The 19,974-nt window shown below is 67.4% G+C and carries 15 protein-coding genes and 6 pseudogenes; 12 read left to right on the top strand and 9 right to left on the bottom strand.

Going from position 1 to position 19,974, the window contains the following annotated elements:
• Positions 1-9: 9 nt before the first annotated feature.
• Positions 10-495 (top strand): transcriptional regulator NrdR, encoded by a 486-nt coding sequence (gene nrdR / locus KAE78_RS15410; protein ID WP_223172771.1) that lies wholly within the window; start codon positions 10-12, stop codon positions 493-495.
• A 10-nt stretch (positions 496-505) separates the two neighbouring features.
• Positions 506-1,546 carry a quinone-dependent dihydroorotate dehydrogenase gene (locus tag KAE78_RS15415; protein WP_223172772.1) on the top strand — a complete coding sequence of 347 codons (1,041 nt, stop codon included), beginning with the start codon at positions 506-508 and terminating at the stop codon, positions 1,544-1,546.
• A 75-nt stretch (positions 1,547-1,621) separates the two neighbouring features.
• Here KAE78_RS15415 and KAE78_RS15420 read toward each other — a convergent pair whose 3' ends face one another.
• Positions 1,622-2,323, bottom strand: coding sequence for a DUF3043 domain-containing protein (locus KAE78_RS15420; protein WP_317451976.1), 702 nt, complete (start codon positions 2,321-2,323; stop codon positions 1,622-1,624).
• Here KAE78_RS15420 and KAE78_RS15425 point away from each other — a divergent pair.
• The 5 genes and pseudogenes from KAE78_RS15425 to KAE78_RS15445 all read left to right on the top strand — a co-directional run bounded on the left by KAE78_RS15425 (position 2,228) and on the right by KAE78_RS15445 (position 7,302).
• A pseudogene (locus tag KAE78_RS15425) lies at positions 2,228-3,642 on the top strand (dipeptidase). The gene KAE78_RS15420 and the pseudogene KAE78_RS15425 overlap by 96 nt on opposite strands.
• Before the next feature lie 108 nt (positions 3,643-3,750).
• Positions 3,751-4,113 carry an iron-sulfur cluster insertion protein ErpA gene (erpA, locus tag KAE78_RS15430; protein ID WP_223172773.1) on the top strand — a complete coding sequence of 121 codons (363 nt, stop codon included), beginning with the start codon at positions 3,751-3,753 and terminating at the stop codon, positions 4,111-4,113.
• A gap of 103 nt (positions 4,114-4,216) precedes the next feature.
• A complete protein-coding gene (gene coxB, locus KAE78_RS15435; protein WP_223172774.1) occupies positions 4,217-5,104 on the top strand; it encodes a cytochrome c oxidase subunit II in 888 nt (295 codons plus the stop codon).
• 2 nt (positions 5,105-5,106) lie between these two features.
• A pseudogene (gene ctaD / locus KAE78_RS15440) lies at positions 5,107-6,836 on the top strand (cytochrome c oxidase subunit I).
• A gap of 70 nt (positions 6,837-6,906) precedes the next feature.
• Positions 6,907-7,302 carry a cytochrome c oxidase subunit 4 gene (locus KAE78_RS15445; protein WP_223172775.1) on the top strand — a complete coding sequence of 132 codons (396 nt, stop codon included), beginning with the start codon at positions 6,907-6,909 and terminating at the stop codon, positions 7,300-7,302.
• A gap of 123 nt (positions 7,303-7,425) precedes the next feature.
• Here the strand turns inward: KAE78_RS15445 and KAE78_RS15450 are convergent, their stop codons facing one another.
• The 5 genes and pseudogenes from KAE78_RS15450 to KAE78_RS15470 form a co-directional block, all read right to left on the bottom strand.
• Positions 7,426-7,845 carry a rhodanese-like domain-containing protein gene (locus KAE78_RS15450; protein WP_223172776.1) on the bottom strand — a complete coding sequence of 140 codons (420 nt, stop codon included), beginning with the start codon at positions 7,843-7,845 and terminating at the stop codon, positions 7,426-7,428.
• A 135-nt stretch (positions 7,846-7,980) separates the two neighbouring features.
• A pseudogene (locus KAE78_RS15455) lies at positions 7,981-9,788 on the bottom strand (cytochrome b).
• The gene (locus KAE78_RS15460; protein ID WP_223172777.1) at positions 9,785-10,873 is read right to left on the bottom strand and encodes a ubiquinol-cytochrome c reductase iron-sulfur subunit; all 1,089 of its coding nucleotides are present in this window, start codon (positions 10,871-10,873) and stop codon (positions 9,785-9,787) included. The pseudogene KAE78_RS15455 and the gene KAE78_RS15460 overlap by 4 nt, the downstream one beginning before the upstream one ends.
• Before the next feature lie 36 nt (positions 10,874-10,909).
• Positions 10,910-11,713: a c-type cytochrome gene (locus tag KAE78_RS15465; protein ID WP_223172778.1), complete on the bottom strand. Its 804-nt coding sequence runs from the start codon at positions 11,711-11,713 to the stop codon at positions 10,910-10,912.
• Between the two features lie 22 nt (positions 11,714-11,735).
• A complete protein-coding gene (locus KAE78_RS15470; protein WP_262927908.1) occupies positions 11,736-12,293 on the bottom strand; it encodes a heme-copper oxidase subunit III in 558 nt (185 codons plus the stop codon).
• Positions 12,294-12,570: 277 nt separating this feature from the next.
• Between KAE78_RS15470 and trpD the strand changes: the two are divergent.
• The 3 genes and pseudogenes from trpD (at position 12,571) to KAE78_RS15485 (ending at position 14,900) form a co-directional block, all read left to right on the top strand.
• A pseudogene (trpD, locus tag KAE78_RS15475) lies at positions 12,571-13,633 on the top strand (anthranilate phosphoribosyltransferase).
• A gap of 41 nt (positions 13,634-13,674) precedes the next feature.
• Entirely contained in the window at positions 13,675-14,547 is an 873-nt protein-coding gene (locus KAE78_RS15480; protein ID WP_223172780.1) for a CynX/NimT family MFS transporter, read from the top strand.
• On the top strand, positions 14,511-14,900 hold the full coding sequence (locus tag KAE78_RS15485) for a hypothetical protein (RefSeq protein WP_223172781.1): 390 nt from the start codon (positions 14,511-14,513) through the stop codon (positions 14,898-14,900). The genes KAE78_RS15480 and KAE78_RS15485 overlap by 37 nt, the downstream gene beginning before the upstream one ends.
• A 5-nt stretch (positions 14,901-14,905) precedes the next feature.
• Here KAE78_RS15485 and KAE78_RS15490 read toward each other — a convergent pair.
• Positions 14,906-15,815: pseudogene (locus KAE78_RS15490) on the bottom strand (5'-3' exonuclease H3TH domain-containing protein).
• Positions 15,816-15,878: 63 nt separating this feature from the next.
• Positions 15,879-16,235 (bottom strand): hypothetical protein, encoded by a 357-nt coding sequence (locus KAE78_RS15495; protein WP_223172782.1) that lies wholly within the window; start codon positions 16,233-16,235, stop codon positions 15,879-15,881.
• A 461-nt stretch (positions 16,236-16,696) separates the two neighbouring features.
• Between KAE78_RS15495 and KAE78_RS15500 the strand changes: the two are divergent.
• Positions 16,697-17,598: pseudogene (locus KAE78_RS15500) on the top strand (IS982 family transposase).
• Between the two features lie 271 nt (positions 17,599-17,869).
• Here KAE78_RS15500 and KAE78_RS15505 read toward each other — a convergent pair.
• Positions 17,870-18,160 (bottom strand): hypothetical protein, encoded by a 291-nt coding sequence (locus KAE78_RS15505; RefSeq protein WP_223172783.1) that lies wholly within the window; start codon positions 18,158-18,160, stop codon positions 17,870-17,872.
• 303 nt (positions 18,161-18,463) lie between these two features.
• On the opposite strand from KAE78_RS15505, the gene rpsA reads away from it, so the two are divergent.
• Complete coding sequence (rpsA, locus tag KAE78_RS15510) at positions 18,464-19,924, top strand: 30S ribosomal protein S1 (RefSeq protein ID WP_223172784.1); 1,461 nt, start codon at positions 18,464-18,466, stop codon at positions 19,922-19,924.
• Positions 19,925-19,974 lie beyond the last annotated feature (50 nt).

The raw sequence follows: 19,974 nt of genomic DNA on the forward strand, positions 1-19,974 counted from the left end.
TTATCAACCATGCATTGCCCGTTCTGCCGCCATCCCGACTCCCGCGTCATCGATTCGCGCACGAGCGACGACGGCCTCTCCATCCGTCGGCGACGGCAGTGCCCGGAGTGCGGCGGCCGTTTCTCGACGATCGAGACGGCGAGCCTCAGCGTCATCAAGCGCTCCGGCGTCATGGAGCCGTTCAGCCGCGACAAGGTGATCTCCGGCGTCCGCAAGGCCTGTCAGGGCCGGCCGGTGACCGAGGCCGACCTCGCCGTCCTCGCGCAGGACGTCGAGGAGGCGGTGCGGCAGACGGGCGTCTCCCAGCTCGACACGAACGAGATCGGCCTGGCGATCCTCGGCCCGCTGCGCGCGCTCGACGAGATCGCCTACCTGCGCTTCGCGAGCGTCTACCAGGCGTTCGACACGCTGGAGGATTTCGAGAGCGCGATCTCCGAGCTGCGTGCCGACCAGGAGCGCGTGGCCGCGTCCGAGACGGAGCCCGCCGAGCGCTAATCTGAAGGGGATGTATCCCTTCTTCTTCCGCACCGTCCTGTCGCGACTGGACCCCGAGTTCGCGCACCACCTCGGCATGGCCGTGATCCGCGTGTGCGGCATCCGACCGTTCGCCTGGATCGCGCGCGGCCTGACGGCTCCCGCCCCGGACCAGCGCGTGCACGCGCTCGGGCTGGACTTCCCCTCGCCATTCGGCGTCGCCGCCGGCTTCGACAAGAACGCGGTCGGGGTCCGCGGACTGGCGGCGCTCGGCTTCGGGCACATCGAGGTCGGGACCGTCACCGCGCTCGCCCAGGCGGGAAACCCCAAGCCGCGCCTGTTCCGGCTCGTCGCCGACCGCGCCGTGATCAACCGGATGGGCTTCAACAACGCCGGCGCCGAGGCCGCCGAGCGGCGCCTGCGGAAACTGCGGAGGCGGGCCTCGGATGCCGTCATCGGCGTCAACATCGGCAAGAGCCGCGTCGTCGACGTCGAGAACGCGACCGGCGACTACGTCGCCTCGGCCGTCCGACTCGCGCCGCTGGCCGACTACCTGGCCGTCAACGTCTCCTCTCCCAACACGCCCGGACTCCGTGGGCTGCAGGCCGTCGAGACGCTCGCGCCGCTGCTGCGCGCGGTGAAGGTCGCGGCCGACGACACCCCGCTGCTGGTCAAGATCGCCCCGGACCTCCCGGACGACGAGATCATCGCGATCGCACAGCTGGCCGTGGCCGAAGGGCTGGCGGGGATCATCGCAACGAACACGACGGTCAGTCGCGAAGGTCTGCGCGCACCGGCATCCGTCGTCGAGAACATCGGCGCCGGCGGTCTCTCCGGGGCGCCGCTCAAGGAACGATCCCTCGAGGTTCTGCGCACCATCCGCGCGCACGTCCCCGCAGACTTCTGCGTGATCTCCGTCGGGGGCGTGGAGACGGCATCCGATGTGCGCGAGCGCACGGATGCCGGAGCCACGCTCGTGCAGGGCTACACGGCCTTCCTCTATCGCGGTCCGCTCTGGGCCCGGCAGATCAACCTTGAGTTGGCTCGGAGCAATGCCGCTCCGCGGCGTTGATGCGAGATCGACTCAACGTGGAGCGAGGACGGGCGAAGCCTGACCGAGTCGAAACGTGGTCACATCCGAAGGCCCTTATTCCGGATACTCGCCGCGCTTGACCTGCGGCTTGGGCAGGCGCATGAAGCGCATCTGCAGGGAGCGCATCGCCGCGTACCAGCCGAGCCCCTTCTCCATCCGCTCCTCGCCGAACTTCTCGGCCGCCTTCTTCTTGGTCCGCGCGGACAGGATCACCATGTCGATGACCGCGATGATCACGAAGAGCCAGAGCGCGACGAAGCCGTAATAGGCGATGGTCGGGTTCGGGAACAGGGAGACGATCACGACGACGAGCATGAACGGCATCACGAACTCGGACATGTGCCAGCCGGCGTCGACGCGGTCGCGCACCCAGCGGCGCTGCGGGCCCCGGTCCCGCGTCGGCAGGAACTTCTCCTCGCCGTTGGCCATGCCCACGCGGGCGCGCTCGCGCTTGGCCTGCAGGTCGGCGCGGGCGGCGGCACGCGCCTCCTTGGTGTCGGGGACGAGCGGGCGACGGCGCGCCGCTTCGCGCTCGGCACGCGTCGGCGTCGGGCGACCCTTGCCGGAGGCGGGGGTCTCGTCGTCGGCGGGGGTGAGGTCGGGGACTTGGCCACGGGGAATCCTCTGCTTGTGATCGGGTTCGGCCTTAAGATTACTCGCATGAGTTCTCCGGACGCCTCCGTCACCGCATCGCCTGCCGTCGAATCCGCTGTCGCCGAGGCGGTGGCCACCGGCATCCCGTCGGCGCTGTCCGATCTCGGCGCTCTCGTGCGCATCCCCGGGATCGCCTGGCCCGCCTTCGATCAGACCCAGCTCGAGCGGAGCGCGGAGGCCGTCGCGGAGCTCGCCCGCGGAACCGGCGTCTTCGACGACGTGCAGGTCACGCGTGCGGCGATCTCCGGCACGGACGAGCTCGGTCAGCCGGCGGTCCTCGCCACGCGCGCCGCCCGCGGCGGCAAGCCGACGATCCTGCTCTACGCCCACCACGACGTCCAGCCTCCGGGCGACGAGGCGCTGTGGGAGACGCCGCCGTTCGAGCCCACCGTCCGCGACGGTCGGCTGTACGGACGCGGCGCGGCCGACGACAAGGCCGGGATCATGGCCCACATCGGTGCGCTGCGGGCCGTCAGCGAGGTCCTCGGCGAGGACTTCGAACTCGGGGTGAACCTCTTCATCGAGGGGAGGAGGAGTACGGATCGCGCTCCTTCGGGCAGTTCCTCCGCGACAACGCCGACGCGCTGCGCGCCGACGCGATCGTCGTCGCCGACTCCGGCAACTGGGACGCCACCACACCGGGCCTGACGGTGTCGCTGCGCGGCAACGCGCGCTTCACCCTCACGGTGCGCACGCTCGAGCACGCCTCCCACTCGGGCATGTTCGGCGGGGCGGTGCCCGACGCGATGATGGCCACCGTCCGGCTGCTGTCGACGCTGTGGGACGAGCAGGGAGCCGTCGCCGTGGAGGGCCTCGTCGAGCGAGACGCCCCGACACCCGAATACGCCGAGGAGACGCTCCGCGACGAAGCCGGTCTTCTCGACGGCGTCTCGCCCGTCGGGACGGGCTCGATCCTCAGCCGCATCTGGAACAAGCCCTCCGTCACGGTCACCGGCATCGACGCGACCTCGGTGGCTGCGGCCTCCAACACCCTGCTGCCCGAGGTGAGCGTCGTCATCAGCGCGCGCGTCGCGCCCGGACAGGACGCCCAGGCCGCCTACGACGCCATCGAGCGGCACCTTCGGGCGCACGCGCCCTTCGGCGCCGAGCTCGCCTTCAGCGATGTCGATCTCGGCAACGGCTTCCTCGTCGACACGAGCGGCTGGGCAGTGGGCCTCGCCCGCGGCGCAATGAGCGACGGATACGGTGCCGACCCCGTCGACCTGGGCGTCGGCGGCTCGATCCCGTTCATCGCCGACCTCGTGAGCGAGTTCCCCGGCGCACAGATCCTTGTCACCGGCGTCGAGGACCCGCACGCCCGCGCGCACAGCCCCAACGAGTCGCTGCACCTGGAGACCTTCCGCAACGCGGTGGCCACCGAGGCGCTCCTGCTCGCGAGGATGAACGAGATCGTCGCATAGCGGCATCCGTCGTTCCCGCAGGCTCTCAGGCGGGGTACGGCCCGTTCCCGGCATCCGGCGGTAGAATCGGGGAGAAGCCGTGCCGCAAGGCCCGTCCCGAGGAGTGAGATGACCGACACCGCCCTGACGACCGAGACCCAGAACGCCCACGGCGTCACGCTCACGACCGCGGCATCCGACAAGGTCAAGAGCCTGCTGGCGCAGGAGGGGCGGGAAGATCTGCGACTGCGCGTCGCCGTGCAGCCGGGCGGCTGCTCCGGCCTCATCTACCAGCTCTATTTCGACGAGCGCTTCCTCGACGGAGACGTCGCGGTGGACTTCGACGGCGTCGAGGTGATCGTCGACAACATGAGCGTTCCCTACCTCGACGGCGCCGCCATCGACTTCAAGGACACGATCTCCGAGCAGGGGTTCACGATCGACAACCCCAACGCGGCCGGAAGCTGCGCCTGCGGCGACAGTTTCCACTGATCCCGGCGGTCGCGGGCGCCCGAACCTGCGCGTATGGCATGAATCGGGTGTGAGGTTGCCCTAGACTGGGAGAGCCCAAGTCCGCGATCTTGAAAGGTGTATCGTGCCCTCGAAACGCCGCCTTCGTTGGGCCGCCATTCCTCTGGGAATTGCGGCAGTTGTGGTCCTCGCGGGGTGTACCCCGACTGAGCTGCACGGTTTCCTCCCCGGTTTCGTGGAGGACGGCACTCCGGCCACGAACCAGACCGACAAGGTCGCCGCGTTGTGGGTGAACTCCTGGATCGTCCTGCTGGGCGTGGGCGTCCTCACCTGGGGCCTGATGGGCTGGGCGATGGTCATGTACCGCCGGCGCAAGGGCCAGACGGGTCTGCCCGTCCAGATGCGCTACAACATGCCGATCGAGATCTTCTACACGGTCGTGCCGCTCATCCTCGTCGTGGGCTTCTTCTTCTTCACCGCCCGCGACCAGGCCGAGATCGAGACGCAGTGGACGCCCGACGAGGCCGACGTCACCGTCAGCGCCATCGGCAAGCAGTGGGCATTCGACTTCCAGTACGGCGAAGGCGACGATGCCGTCTGGACCATGGGCATCCAGGCGCAGCCGGACGCCCACGGCAACGTCGACAAGTCCGAGCTCCCGACGCTCGTGCTCCCCGTCGATCAGAAGGTCAAGATCAACATCACTTCTCGCGATGTCATCCACTCCTTCTGGATCATCGACTTCCTCTACAAGAAGGACATGTACATCGGGAAGGACAACTCCTGGTCCTTCATCCCGACCCGCGTGGGCGAGTTCGACGGCAAGTGCGCCGAGCTGTGCGGCGAGTACCACTCGATGATGCTCTTCAACGTCAAGGTCGTCGAGCAGGCCGAGTACGACGCGTACATCGAGTCCCTGCGCGCCAAGGGCGACACCGGTGACATCGCCGACGCCTACAACCGGCTCAACAATGCGCCCGGCACCGGAGCGAACCCCGAGGGAGGGAACTGAACATGTCCACGACTCTTCCTGAGGCAGACACCGCCGCGCACGCACGTCCGACGACGATGCCGCCGCGCCAGGCGGCGCTCATGAGCTCTTCGCGCATCGAGCAGAAGGGCAACCTGATCGTCAAGTGGATCACCTCCACCGATCACAAGACCATCGGGTACTTGTACCTGATCACCTCCGTGCTGTTCTTCCTGCTCGGCGGCGTCATGGCGCTCATCATCCGCGCGGAGCTGTTCGCCCCCGGGATGCAGATCGTCCCCACCAAGGAGCAGTTCAACCAGCTGTTCACGATGCACGGCACGATCATGCTCCTGATGTTCGCGACGCCGCTGTTCGCCGGCTTCGCCAACGCGATCCTGCCGCTGCAGCTCGGTGCCCCCGACGTTGCCTTCCCGCGTCTGAACGCCTTCGCGTTCTGGCTGTTCTCCTTCGGTTCGACGATCGCGGTCGCCGGCTTCCTCACCCCGCAGGGCGCCGCCTCCTTCGGCTGGTTCGCCTATCAGCCGCTCGCGAATGCGACGTTCTCACCAGGCGCCGGAGGAAACCTCTGGATGCTGGGTCTGGGCCTCTCCGGATTCGGAACGATCCTGGGTGCGGTAAACTTCGTCACCACCGTCATCACGATGCGCGCGCCGGGTATGACGATGTGGCGCATGCCGATCTTCTCCTGGAACGTCCTGATCACCAGCCTCCTGGTCATCATGGTCTTCCCGGTCCTGGCCGCGGCCATCTTCGCCGCCGGCGCCGACCGTGTCCTGGGGTCGCATATCTTCGATGCCGCGAACGGCGGTGTGCTCCTCTGGCAGCACTTGTTCTGGTTCTTCGGTCATCCAGAGGTCTACATCATCGCGCTGCCGTTCTTCGGCATCGTCTCGGAGATCTTCCCGGTCTTCAGCCGCAAGCCGATCTTTGGCTACAAGACCCTCGTCTACGCGACGATCGCGATCGCCGGCCTCTCGGTGTCGGTGTGGGCGCACCACATGTACGTCACCGGCGCCGTGCTGCTGCCGTTCTTCGCGATCATGACGATGCTCATCGCCGTTCCGACGGGTGTGAAGATCTTCAACTGGATCGGTACGATGTGGCGCGGTTCGGTCACGTTCGAGACGCCGATGGTGTTCGCCCTCGGATTCCTCGTGTCCTTCGTCTTCGGTGGTCTCACCGGCGTCATCCTGGCCTCGCCGCCGCTGGACTTCTTCCTGTCCGACTCCTACTTCGTCGTGGCGCACTTCCACTACGTCGTGTTCGGCACCGTGGTGTTCGCGATGTTCGCGGGCTTCTACTTCTGGTGGCCGAAGTGGACCGGGCGCATGCTCAACGAGCGTCTGGGTTACGTCCACTTCTGGATGCTGTTCATCGGCTTCCACATGACCTTCCTCGTCCAGCACTGGCTGGGTGTCGACGGCATGGTCCGCCGCTACGCCGACTACTCGGTGGCGGATGACTGGCTGTGGCAGAACCAGCTCTCCACGGTGGGTGCGATCATCCTGGGCGCCTCGATGCTTCCGTTCTTCCTGAACGTCTGGATCACGGCGCGCAAGGCACCGAAGGTCACGGTCAACGACCCGTGGGGCTACGGCGGATCGCTCGAGTGGGCGACCTCCTGCCCGCCCCGCGACACAACTTCACGTCGATCCCGCGCATCCGCAGCGAGCGTCCGGCGTTCGACCTGAACCACCCGGAGGCTGCCGAGCAGCCCGTTGCGCTGGCCACCGAGGGAGAGGTCAAGTAACCCATGCGTTCCAATGTCATTCTCTGGTGGGCCTGGGCGCCTTCTTCTTCCTCATCGGCGTGGTCTACACGTGGTGGAACCTCATCGAGCACTGGGGCACGTATGCGTCCCTGACCGGACGTGGTGGGAGACCTTCACGCTGTCGACCGAGTGGGTCGGCACGGTGTCGCTGTTCTTCACCGCTATGATGGGAGCCTTCGTCGGCTTCTTCCTCGGCAAGTCGCACAAGAGCCAGGGCGGGGAGCTCCCCGAAGACATCCTGACCGCAGACGTCGACGACGGCGACCCCGAGCTCGGCGAGTTCAGCCCGTGGTCGTGGTGGCCGATCGTCCTCGCCGCCGCGGCATCGGTCTTCATCGTGGGTCTCGCGGTCGGACACTTCCTGCTTCCGGTCGGTCTCGCGCTCTTCGTCATCGCGATCGTCGGCTGGGTGTACGAGTACTACCGCGGCTACTTCGCCCGCTAGAAGCCCGCACAGCGCGTTTCAGAGGCCCTCGGAGATGTTCTCCGAGGGCCTCTCTCGTTGTGGTGCTGTGGAGAGCGGCCGCCTCGCGATGCCGAGCAGGCATCGGCGACGGTACGTCCGCGATCAGGACCGCGTGCGGATGCGGGGAACGCCCGTGAGCGGGTCGATCGGCCGGCGGTGCACGCCGTCGGCGTCCTCCACCGGGTAGCCTTCGCGGGCCCAGTACTCGAAGCCGCCGATCATCTCGCGCACCTCATAGCCGAGCTTGGCGAACTCGAGGGCGCCCTTGACACCGGCGTTGCATCCGGGGCTCCAGCAGTAGACGACGACGGGGGAGTCCTGCGGGATCTCGGCGGCAGCACGCGTGGCGATCTCGCTGTAGTGCATATGGATGGCTCCGGCGACGCGTCCCTGTGCCCAGGCCTCGTCGGAGCGCACGTCGACGATCGTGTGCGTCTCTCCGGCCTTCTGCGCGGCATAGACGTCAGAGGCATCGGTCTCGTAGGCGAGTCGGGCGGCGAAGTAGTCGGCACGTTCGATCATGCTCTCAGCCTACGATCGACGCGTGTCGTGCGACCGTCTCTGCAGTGACGATCATCGCAGGAAAACAGCCAACCGGTCCGCTGTACGACGAAGAAGGCCCCGTCCTTTCGGACGGGGCCAGGCAGACGACGCGGGTCAGGCGTCGTCGTCCGACTTCTTCTTGCGCGGCTTCTTCGTCTCCTCGGTCGAGACCACGGAGCTGGGCAGGTTGCCCGTCTCGCTGATACGGCCGTCGGAGGGGCGATGTCGTCCTCGGCGACGCCCGCACGCTCGTGGGCGCCGCGGATCTCCGTCGCCGCAGTCTCGTCGACCTGGGCGACCGCGTGGTGCTGGTGCGCGTCGGCAGCGTCGAGTTCGGCCTGCGTCAGGGGAGCGAGGCGGTCCTCGAAGAACCAGCGCGACACCGCGGAGCGGACGTTCTCGGTCCACGGGATGCGGCCCTGGGCGTTCGGACGGACGACGAGCGGCTCGTACTGCTCGATGTCGACCAGCCGCCAGCGGTCGTACTTGTCGACGGGCTGGTGGACCTCGATGAACTCGCCGCCCGGAAGGCGCACGATGCGACCCGACTCGTAGCCGTGCAGCACGATCTCGCGGTCCTTCTTCTGCAGCGCGAGGCAGATGCGCTTGGTGACGAAGTAGCCGACGATCGGGCCGAGGATGAGCGTGGCCTGCAGGGAGTGGATCACACCCTCCATCGTGAGGCGGAAGTGCGTCGCGATCAGGTCGGACGATGCCGCCGCCCACAGGACCGCGTAGAAGATGACGCCGGCGACGCCGATGGCGGTGCGGGTGGCCGCGTTGCGGGGACGCTGGGCGATGTGGTGCTCGCGCTTGTCACCGGTCACCCAGGCCTCGATGAAGGGGTAGACGGCGACGATGACGAGGAAGACCAGCATCACGACGACCGGGACGATGATCCCGAACGACCAGGTGCGGTTCAGGAAGACGATGTCCCAGTTCGGCGGGGCCAGACGCAGAGCGCCGTCGGCGAAGCCGATGTACCAGTCCGGCTGCGTTCCCGCCGAGATCGGTGACGGGTCGTAGGGACCGTACTCCCAGAACGGGAGGATCTGGAAGAACGTCGCGATGAGCACGATCGTGCCGAACACGATGAACAGGTAGCCGCCCATCTTCGACATGTAGACCGGCATCATCGGGTAGCCCACGACGTTGTCGTTCGTGCGGCCGGGGCCGGCGAACTGCGTGTGCTTGTTGATGATCATCAACATCAGGTGCAGGACCAGGAAGGCGATCAGCAGCAGTGGCAGCAGCAGGATGTGCAACGTGTACAGGCGGCCGACGATCTCGGTGCCGGGGAACTCGCCGCCGAAGAGGAGGTAGGAGGTCCAGGTGCCGATCAGGGGGAGGCCCTTGATCATGCCGTCGATGATGCGGAGGCCGTTGCCCGAGAGCAGGTCGTCGGGGAGCGAGTATCCGGTGAAACCCTCGGCCAGGGCCAGGATGAACAGGATGTAACCGATCACCCAGTTCAGCTCACGCGGCTTGCGGAACGCGCCGGTGAAGAAGATGCGCAGCATGTGCACGCCGATGCCGGCGATGAACACGAGGGCGGCCCAGTGGTGGATCTGGCGGACCAGGAGGCCGCCGCGGACGTCGAAGGAGATCCGCAGGGCCGATTCGAAGGCCGCGGACATCTCGACGCCGCGCATCGGCAGATAGGCGCCCGTGTAGTGCGTCGGCACCATGGAGGCCTGGAAGAAGAACGTCAGGAACGTTCCCGAGATGAAGACGACGACGAAGCTCCACAGCGCGATCTCGCCGAGCATGAACGACCAGTGATCGGGGAAGATCTTGCGGCCGAGCTCCTTGACGAAGCCGGAGATGCTGGTCCGCTCATCGATGTAGTTCGACGCGGCGCCGACGAAACGACCGCCCAGGGGCTTCTTCGTCTCTTCCTTGACATCAGTTGCGGTGCTCAATGGCGCTCCCAGAAGCTCGGGCCGACGGGTTCGGTGAAGTCGCTCTGCGCGATGAGGTAGCCCTCGTCGTCGACGGTGATGGGCAGCTGCGGCAGCGGACGGGCCGCCGGGCCGAAGATGACGGCCGCGTGGTTCGCGACGTCGAACTGCGACTGGTGGCAGGGGCAGAGCAGGTGGTGCGTGTTCTGCTCGTACAGGGCCACGGGGCAGCCGACGTGGGTGCAGACCTTGGAGTAGGCGACGATGCCGTCGTACGACCAGTCCTTACGGTCTTCGGCCTCGTTGAGCTCTTCGGGACGCAGACGCATCAGCAGGACGATGGCCTTGGCCTTCTCGTTCAGGTAGAGGCCGTGGTCCTCGTGCTTGAGCGGGTAGAGGGACTCCGGCATGACCTGGAAAGCGGATCCGAGCGTGACATCTGCGGCGCGAATCGGCGTTCCGCTGGGGTCGCGGGCCAGGCGCTCTCCCTGCGTCCACCAAGTGCGGCTGAGCAGCGCGACCGGGTTGCCGACCAGAGGGTCGTTCGGGTTGGAGCCCGGGTGCGGGGCGAGTCCGCGGAAGAGGACGACGCCCGGCACGATGGATGCCACCAGCGCTGCGAACAGCGAGTTGCGGATCATCGTGCGACGGCCGAATCCGGACTCCTCGTTCGCGTCGGCGAAGGCCTGGATGGCGGCCTCGCGCGTCGTGTCGCGACCCCGCGTGGGGTGGCGGTCCTCGACGAACTCCTTGTCGGACATGATGGCCTTCGACCAGTGGATCGCACCGATGCCGAGGGAGAGCAGCGCCAGGGCGATGCCGAGTCCGATGAAGAGGTTGTTGTGCCGGATGGCGAGAAGGCTGCCGCTCTCGATCGGGAAGAGCATGTAGGCGGCGACCGCCCAGATGCTCCCGGCGACCGACAGGTAGAACAGGGTGTAGACAGTGCGAACCGCGGCCTTCATGGCCTTCGGGTCCTTGTCCGTCATCCGCTCACGATGCGGCGGCAGGCCCGGGTTCTGCACGGGATCGCTGACCGCAACGCTCAGCCCCGCCGAGGGCTCGTACGCCCTGTCGAGAGCGTGAGAGTCGTCGTCGTGTGCCATGGTGCTCCTCGTACGTTCCTCTTCGATGGAAATTCTTTAGTTGGACTTCGCCGTGATCCACACGGTGGCGGCGACGAGCGCGCCGATGCCGAAGATCCAGATGAACAGACCCTCGGACACCGGGCCGAGCGACCCGAGCGTGAATCCGCCGACGGCGACGGCCTCCTGCTGGAAGAGCAGCGCGGAGATGATGTCGCGCTTGTCCTCCGCGGAGAGGTTCATGTCGCCGAAGACCGGCATGTTCTGCGGACCGGTGACCATGGCCGCATAGATGTGAAGTGCGCTGACCTCGGTCAGCGGGGGAGCGTACTTGCCCTCGGTGAGGGCGCCGCCGGCGCCGGCGACGTTGTGGCACATCGCGCAGTTGATGCGGAAGAGCTCCGCGCCGTGGGCGACGTCGCCGTTCCCGTCGAGGATCCGGTCGGCCGGGTAGGTCGGACCGGGAGCCACGGACTGCACGAAGGCGGCCATCGACTCGATCTCGATCTGCGTGAACTGCGGGGGCTTCGGGGGAGCCTGCGGGCCCTGCATCTGCATCGGCATGCGGCCGGTCGCCAGCTGGAACTCGGTGGCGAGCTCGCCGACACCGATGAGGCTCGGCCCGTTGGGCGTCCCCTCGAGGTTCATGCCGTGACAGGTGGCGCAGTTCGCCTGGAACAGCTTCTCGCCGTCGTCGACGGACACTTCGGCGAGGACTTCGCGCTGGGTGTCGGTCGCAGCGATCGCTGCGGAGGCACCGGCGTAGATGCCGCCGGTGATCATGAGTCCTGCGCCGATGAGCGCTACCGCAGCCAGAGGGCTGCGCCGGCCGGTCGGGCGACGCTTCTTCTCTCGTGCCATCTCGGGTGTCAGCTCCGCTCTCTTATTTCAGGAAGTAGATAACGACGAACAGGAGGATCCAGACGACGTCCACGAAGTGCCAGTAGTACGAGACCACGATCGAGGAGGTCGCTTCCTTGTGCGTGAAGTTCTTGACCGCGTAGGCGCGCCCGATCACCAGGAGGAAGGCGACGAGGCCGCCGGTCACGTGCAGGGCGTGGAAGCCGGTCGTGAGGTAGAACGCGGAGGCGTAGGAGTCGGCCTGGATGGGCATGCCCTCGGCGACGAGCTGCGCGTACTCCCAGACCTGACCGGAGACGAAGATCGCACCGAGGATGAACGTGAGCCAGAACCACTCGACCATGCCCCAGCCGAACAGGCGACGACGGCCGGCGAGGTTCACCTGGCCCTTGGCGATCTTGTAGGGCTGCAGATCCTCAGCGGCGAACACGCCGAACTGGCAGGTGATCGAGGAGCTGACCAGGATCAGCGTGTTGATCAGTGCGAACGGGATGTTCAGAAGCTCGGTGCGATCGGCCCAGAGCTCGGGTGACGTGCTGCGCAGGGTGAAGTAGATCGCGAAGAGTCCTGCGAAGAACATGACTTCACTGCCGAGCCACACGATGGTGCCGACAGCTACCGGATTGGGCCGCTTGATCGTTTGCGCGGCAGGGGCATACGTCGCTGAGGTGGTCACCCGTCCATTATGGCCGATTTGCGCGCGACATTTTCGCACCAGGGACCACTGTCGCGCCTTTTATTCACTTAGGGGAACCTAAGAAGCGACTGCCAAACGGCCGTGAATCCTGGCCGGCGTCGCGGGTGAGGTCCGGATGCCGCGCGAACGGCGTCTCCCGCACGTCGATAGGATCGCTCGCATGGCGGATTCACTCACCTGGCCCGATGTCCTCACGACGCTCCTCGAGGGGAAGGATCTCAGCGTCTGGGAGTCGACGTGGGCGATGCGCCAGGTGATGCAGGGGAGGCGACGCAGGCGCAGCTCGCGGGTTTCCTCCTGGCGCTGCGCGCCAAGGGCGAGACGATCGACGAGGTTGTCGGATTCCGGGATGCGATTCTGGAAGCGGCCGTCCCGCTGCCGGTCTCTCCGAACGTCCTCGACATCGTCGGCACCGGCGGCGACAGGGTCGGCACGGTCAACATCTCGACGACGGCGGCGATCATCATCGGTTCCCTCGGCATCCCGGTCGTCAAGCACGGCAACAGGGCGGCGAGCTCGGCATCCGGCTCGTCCGACGTGCTCGGCGCGCTGGGGCTCCAGCTCGATCTCGCGCCCGAGGGCGTCGCCGCCGTGCTCGATCGCATCGGGATCACCTTCGCGTGGGCGGCGAAGTTCCATCCGGGGTTCCGGAACGCCGGGGCGGTCCGCTCCGAGCTCGGTGTACCGACCGTGTTCAACATGCTCGGCCCGCTGTGCAACCCGGCGCGCGCCGAGGCCAACGCGGTCGGTGTCGCGCAGTTGGAGCGCATCCCCTGATCACCGGCGTCTTCCGTACGCGGGGCGCGACCGCGCTCGTCTTCCGCGGTGACGACGGGCTGGACGAGCTGACCACGACCGGGCACAGCCGCATCTGGGAGGTCTCCCGCGGCGACATCCATGAGCACGACCTCGACCCGCGCGATCTCGGCATCCCGCTCGCGAACCTCGCCGACCTTCTCGGCGGTTCGCCCGAGCACAATGCCGACATCCTTCGCCGCACCCTCGCCGGCGAGCGGGGCCCGGTGCGCGACATCGTGCTGCTCAACGCCGCCGCCGGCATCGTGTCGTTCGATCTCTCGCAGGACGCCGCGCAGACGCAGCGGCCGATCCTGGAACGCCTCGCGGACGCCTACGCACGGGCCGTCGCCGCGGTCGACGACGGCCGTGCCGCCGCGAAGCTCGACGAGTGGGTCGCGGTCTCCCGCGAGCTGGCCTCGGCCTAGCCTCCGCCGGCGCTTCCAGTGACTCCGTGACTCGTCGTTCGGTGCCATGGCTCGTCGTCGCGGGCGTGCTCGTGGCGGCGCTGAGCCTGCGCAGCCACATCACGTCGGTGCCGACGGTCGCTCCGCACATCATGTCCGACCTCGGCGTGAGCGCGGCCGCCGCCGGGATGCTGACGACGGCGCCGCTGCTCATGTTCGCGCTGTGCACGCCGGCGGCCGCGCTCGTGATCCGTCGCGCCGGCCCCGAGCTGACCCTGCTCCTGACGCTCGCCGGAGTGCTCCTGGGCACTCTCGTGCGCCTCGGGCCAGGCTACGGCTGGGTGCTGACCGGAATGCTCATCATGGGTGTGTCGATCACCCTCGGCAATGTCGTGATCCCGGTGATCATCCGTCGCGATCTGCCCTCGGAGCATGCCTCGACCGCCACCGCGGGGTACGCCGCGATGATGAACCTCGGCTCGCTCGTGACGACGCTGGGCACGGCTCCGCTCGCCGACCTTCTGGGCTGGTCGCCGGCCCTCGCGGCGTGGATGATCCTGACGATCGCCGGCCTGGTCCTGTGGGCCGTGCATATGGTGCGGCGGGCGCGGGCCGCGGAGCATCCACGCGTCGCCCCGGTCGTGCGCGGGCGCGCATCGGATGCCGCATCCGCGCTCACCGGCCCGGTGCCCGTCCTGCGTGAGAGGTCGCTGCGGACCGTGCTCGGCCGGCCGCTGCTGTGGCTGCTCACGCTCGCCTTCGCGAGCCAGTCGGCCGCGTACTTCGCCCTGACCGCGTGGCTGCCGACGCTGCTGGTCGATACGACGGGCGCCTCGCTCACGGTGGCGGGCGCGCTGGCCTCCGTGTTCCAGGGGTGGCGGTGGTCGGCCCATTCCTCGTGCCGCTGCTCCTGCGGCACACGGGTCCGGTCGTGACCGCCGTCGTGATCGCGGGCTGCTGGCTGGCGATGATCCTCGGGATGCTCCTGGCGCCGGACCTGTTCTGGCTGTGGGCGGCGCTGGGCGCCGTCGCGCATGCGAGTGGATTCGTCGTGATCTTCACGGCGGTCGTTCAGACTTCGAGATCGGATGCCGAAGCGGCGACGATGTCGGCGGTGATCCAGGGCTGCGGCTACCTGGTCGCGACGATCGGCGCTCCGCTGGTAGGCGCGCTCTACGAGGCGTCGGGTGCGTGGACGGTGCCGCTGCTGGCCGTGCTGGCGATCACCGTCGTGTACGCGCTCGCGCTGATCGGCGCGATGCTGCTCGTCCGCAGCCGGCGGGGCTGAGCGGTTCAGCCGCGCGCGTCGAGCACTCCGAGGACGCGGGAGACCGCCGATCCGAGGTTCCACTGCTCCGCGAGCGACTCCAGCGCGTCGCGGCGTTCTCCGTCGATCGGGGCGAGAGGCGCCCCGGGGACGGCGATGTCGAGGTCGGTGACCACCCGGACCACGGTCGGCGCCACGTCGAGGTAGTCGGATGCCGCGACGACCTTGGCCGCGACGCCGGCCGTCATGCCCGCGCCGGCCGCGGCGGCGCTGCGGATCCCGGCGAGGTCGCCGTGGGCGGCCAGGAGCGTCGCGGCGGTCTTGTCGCCGACGCCGGGAACGCCGGGGAGCCCGTCGGAGGCGTCGCCGCGCATGGTCGCGAAGTCGGCGTACTGCGAGGGCGGACCCCGTACTTGGCGGTGACGACGGCATCCGTCACGGTCTCGAGATTGCTCATGCCGCGGGCGGTATAGATCACCCGGACGTCGCGTGCGTCGTCGACGAGCTGGAAGAGATCGCGGTCGCCGGTGACGATGTCGACGGGGGAAGAGGCCTTCGTGGCCAGCGTGCCGATGACGTCGTCGGCCTCGTGCTCGGCGACGCCGATGATCGGGATGCCGAGCAGACCGAGGCTCTCGCGGATGAGGGGAGCTGTGCCTCGAGCGGATCGGGCACCTCCTCGACGTCGGGCCCGGCGTCGACGACCTCCACGACCCGGTGGGTCTTGTAGCTCGGGATGAGGTCGACGCGCCACTGCGGCCGCCAGTCGTCGTCCCAGCAGGCGACGATGCTGGTCGGCTCGTAGGCGGTGATCAGACGGCTGACCATGTCGATGAGCCCGCGTGCGGCGTTGACCGGCATGCCGTTCGGGGCCTTCACCTTGTCGGGCACGCCGTAGAACGCGCGGAAGTACAGCGAGGCGGTGTCCAGAAGCATGAGCCGGTCGGGGCGTGTCATGCGTTCAGTCTTGCAGGGCGGATGCCGCCGGAGAACCGCTCGTCAGCATCCGGGCGCGGTCGGGGTCTGCTCGCAGGTGTGGGCGACGAGGGCGGTGCGCGCCTCGAAGATGCGGATCTCCTGGCCCGCACCGCGGGAGGTCACCTCGCCCTGGAGCGGGACCCAGCCGTAGCCGAGGTTCAGCTCCGCGCTGTAGCGCGTGTCCATGCGCACCGTATAGGTGCCGCGCTCTCGGTAGACATGACTCGTGTCGGTCGGGGTGAACTGGGCCTGGCCGAGGTCGGCCCAGGTCGCTCCGCTCGTGCTCGACGTACGCATCGCGCCGTCGCCGTAGTGGAAGTCGTGACCGGCGGGGGTGAAGCGCACCGACAGCGGCCATCCGAACAGTGTGCCGTGCACCTCGTGACTGCGGGAGTCGGCGACGAAGTTCGTGGGAGGCCGGCCACGCCGACGTTGTCGGGCTCGGCGGCGACGAGCGAGCCCTCCGGGGCGAAGCGCGCCAGATCGCGGATCGTGATGGTCGGCGCCGCTTCGTCCTCCTCCTCCTCGTCGTCGGAGGTGCCCAGAATGCACTCCAGGACCGGGTTGAAGGTCGGCTCCCAATCGGCGCACAGCGGCGGCGCGGGCGGCCGCGGGCCGGGAAGACCGGGGGAGGTGCCGGGCGATGTCCCGGGGAGGTTCCCGGGGTCGTGGGGCCGCCGGTGCCGGGTGAGCCGGGTGTGGTCTGCTCGCCGCCGACCGTGATGGTCTCGCCGTCGTTCGAGGAGCAGAGACCTAGATGAGTGAGTCCGTTTGCCCTGATCGGCTCTGATGCGGCGTGGACGCTGTTAACGAGGGGCGGAGGGCGTTAAGCCCTGTGTGTGAAAACCGACCTCAACACCCTCCTTGTCACACTCTACGTCCATCTCGATGACCGGATCCTCCCGGCGATCGGCTGCTCGCGCGACCACACGCCGGGCCGAAAGCCGGCGCTCAACGATGTCGAGCTGCTCTGCCTGCTGGTCGCGCAGCACCTGCTCGGGATCGCATCGGACCGCAAATGGATCCGGCACGCCCGCGCTCACCTGAGAGGCATGTTCCCGGGTATCCCGAAGCAGTCCGGATGGGGAAACGTGTCCGCCAGTCCACTGCTTTGCTGTCAGCGGTGATCACCGAACTTGCCCGCGATACCCCGTCGTGGAACGAAGTGACCCGGCTGATCGATTCCACCCCGGTGCCGTGCGGGGCGTCCCGGGAGACCGTGAAACGCTCCGACCTGGCCGGGCACGCCGGCTACGGCTACTGCGCCTCCCACTCCCGGTTCTTCTGGGGTCTCCGGCTCTACCTCGTCTGCGCTCCCGACGGCATGCCGATCATCTGGGGGCTCGCGAACCCGAAGATCGGGGAACGCGAGGCCGCCACCGCGATGCTCGATCACGACCGGCACCTCATCGCGCCGGGGCAGGTGATCGTCGGCGACAAGGGCTTCGCCGGGAAAGAGTTCGAGACCTTCGTCACCGATGACCTCGGCGCGCATCTGGTCCGCCCCGACCGCAAAGACGAGAACCCCCGGTTCGGGCGCCTCGGCGGGATCCGGCAATGGATCGAGTCGGTGTTCGACACCCTCAAGGGACAGCTCACCCTCGAACAGCACGGCGGCCGCACACCAGCGGGCGTCTACTCCCGCATCGCCGCACGCCTCCTCGCCCTCGCCGCCGGCATCTGGCACAACTGGCTCAGAGGCGTGCCAGCGAAACGCTCCCTCATCGCCTACGACCACTGAAAGCAAACGGACTCACTCATCTAGGTCTTCGAGGGCAGGGGAGCAGCCAGAGTACGACGCAGGGGCCAGCAGCATGGTCGTCAAAGCAATGGGAACAAGCGAGCGAATCAGCAAGCGGCGACCTCCGAGATCTCGGAGTTGGAGATCATCAGACGATCACTCACGACCACGAATGTAATGAGCAATTGTGAGGTGTTTCCTCTGGAGTCGGGTGTTACATCTGCTCCGTCTTCGTCAACCACCCGCACCGAAGACATGTCTCCGCAGGCAATCATTTGCACAGTTGCAGGGGTGGGGCGAGTACGGCTTCCACTGGGACTATCGAGTCCACAACCCTTTCGCCGACTAACCTAACGCCCATCGACTCAGCGGTAGCGCGAGCTTCTCGATCTAGCTCGAGCGCAACACCTGTCAGAAAGATGTTTGGATTGATGTCTTCTTCGCCTGCGCGAGAGTCATTCATCGCATCGATGTAAGCCCGATACACCTCCTCCGCTGCCGCGAACGCTTCCTCCTCCGAGGAGAACAGCGGCGTCGGCGTGGGCTCCGGCTCGGGGAGCACGCGGTGAGGAGTCCGACGGCGAGAGCGCCGGCGGCGAGGGCTGCGGTGAGGCGGAGGATCGTCACCGTCTCACGCTAACCCGGGCGGCTTGCCGGCATCCGGGTTATCCACAGGGCGAAGCCCTGGATCCTCCGTGGAAACTCGGGGCCGATCTCTGATATTCTGAAGTGTCATTCGTGGCACGGTTCTGCGTGCCTTTGTGACAGGCAATCCCATATCCAACCGCTTCGGCGTGTGATTCCGGTCGTCTTCGGCCGGGCGCGTCGCAGCCCGACACCACCACCTACAAGGACAACCCACTACATGACTACCGCAACGACCGCCCCGGCCACCAAGCAGGTCGCCATCAACGACATCGGATCTGCTGAGGACTTCCTGGCCGCGGTCGAGAAGACCCTGAAGTTCTTCAACGACGGCGACATCATCGAAGGCACGATCGTCAAGATCGACCGCGATGAGGTTCTGCTCGACGTCGGGTACAAGACGGAGGGTGTCATCCCCTCCCGCGAACTTTCCATCAAGCACGACGTCGACCCCAACGAGGTCGTCAAGGTCGGCGACGAGGTCGAAGCCCTCGTTCTCCAGAAGGAGGACAAGGAAGGCCGCCTCATCCTCTCCAAGAAGCGCGCGCAGTACGAGCGCGCCTGGGGTGACGTCGAGAAGATCAAGGAAGACGACGGCGTCGTCACCGGTTCCGTGATCGAGGTCGTCAAGGGCGGCCTCATCGTCGACATCGGCCTCCGCGGCTTCCTGCCGGCCTCGCTCATCGAGCTGCGCCGCGTCCGTGACCTCACGCCGTACCTCGGCCAGGAGATCGAGGCGAAGATCCTCGAGCTCGACAAGAACCGCAACAACGTCGTCCTCTCCCGCCGCGCCCTGCTCGAGCAGACGCAGTCGGAGTCGCGCACGACCTTCCTCAACAACCTGCACAAGGGCCAGGTCCGCAAGGGCGTCGTCTCGTCGATCGTCAACTTCGGTGCGTTCGTCGACCTCGGCGGCGTGGACGGCCTCGTGCACGTCTCCGAGCTGTCGTGGAAGCACATCGAGCACGCCAGCGAGGTCGTCGAGGTGGGCCAGGAGGTCACCGTCGAGATCCTCGAGGTCGACCTCGACCGCGAGCGCGTCTCCCTGTCGCTGAAGGCGACGCAGGAAGACCCGTGGCAGGTCTTCGCCCGCACCCACGCGATCGGACAGGTCACGCCGGGCAAGGTCACCAAGCTCGTCCCCTTCGGTGCGTTCGTCCGCGTCGCCGACGGCATCGAGGGCCTCGTGCACATCTCGGAGCTCTCGGCCAAGCACGTCGAGCTCGCCGAGCAGGTCGTCTCGGTCGGCGAAGAGGTCTTCGTCAAGGTCATCGACATCGACCTCGACCGTCGCCGCATCTCGCTCTCGCTCAAGCAGGCGAACGAGTCGGTCGACCCGCACGGCACCGAGTTCGACCCGGCCCTCTACGGCATGGTCGCGGAGTACGACGAGAACGGGGAGTACAAGTACCCCGAGGGCTTCGACCCCGAGACCAACGCGTGGAAGGAAGGCTTCGACGCCGAGCGCGAGAAGTGGGAGCAGGAGTACGCTGCTGCCCAGGCTCGCTGGGAGGCGCACAAGGCCGCCGTCCTCAAGGCCGCCGAGGCCGAGGCTGCGAACGAGGGCTCCTTTGAGGCCTCCGGCACCTTCGCCGCCGAGTCCGCAGCCGGCGCCGGCACCCTTGCCGACGACGAGGCGCTTGCGGCTCTCCGCGAGAAGCTCTCGGGCGGCAACGCCTAAGCCCTGACAGGCTCAGCGAACGGGTCGTCACCTTCGGGTGGCGGCCCGTT

Source organism: Microbacterium sp. NIBRBAC000506063, from assembly GCF_017968845.1.
Taxonomy (GTDB): Bacteria; Actinomycetota; Actinomycetes; order Actinomycetales; family Microbacteriaceae; genus Microbacterium.

Excerpts from the sequence above, each read along its gene's own strand:
- KAE78_RS15465 (WP_223172778.1), bottom strand. The coding sequence starts at position 11,713 with ATGGCACGAGAGAAGAAGCGTCGCCCGACCGGCCGGCGCAGCCCTCTG.
- rpsA (WP_223172784.1), top strand. The coding sequence starts at position 18,464 with ATGACTACCGCAACGACCGCCCCGGCCACCAAGCAGGTCGCCATCAAC.
- KAE78_RS15415 (WP_223172772.1), top strand. The coding sequence starts at position 506 with ATGTATCCCTTCTTCTTCCGCACCGTCCTGTCGCGACTGGACCCCGAG.
- KAE78_RS15450 (WP_223172776.1), bottom strand. The coding sequence starts at position 7,845 with ATGATCGAACGTGCCGACTACTTCGCCGCCCGACTCGCCTACGAGACC.
- KAE78_RS15470 (WP_262927908.1), bottom strand. The coding sequence starts at position 12,293 with ATGTTCTTCGCAGGACTCTTCGCGATCTACTTCACCCTGCGCAGCACG.
- KAE78_RS15460 (WP_223172777.1), bottom strand. The coding sequence starts at position 10,873 with ATGGCACACGACGACGACTCTCACGCTCTCGACAGGGCGTACGAGCCC.
- nrdR (WP_223172771.1), top strand. The coding sequence starts at position 10 with ATGCATTGCCCGTTCTGCCGCCATCCCGACTCCCGCGTCATCGATTCG.
- erpA (WP_223172773.1), top strand. The coding sequence starts at position 3,751 with ATGACCGACACCGCCCTGACGACCGAGACCCAGAACGCCCACGGCGTC.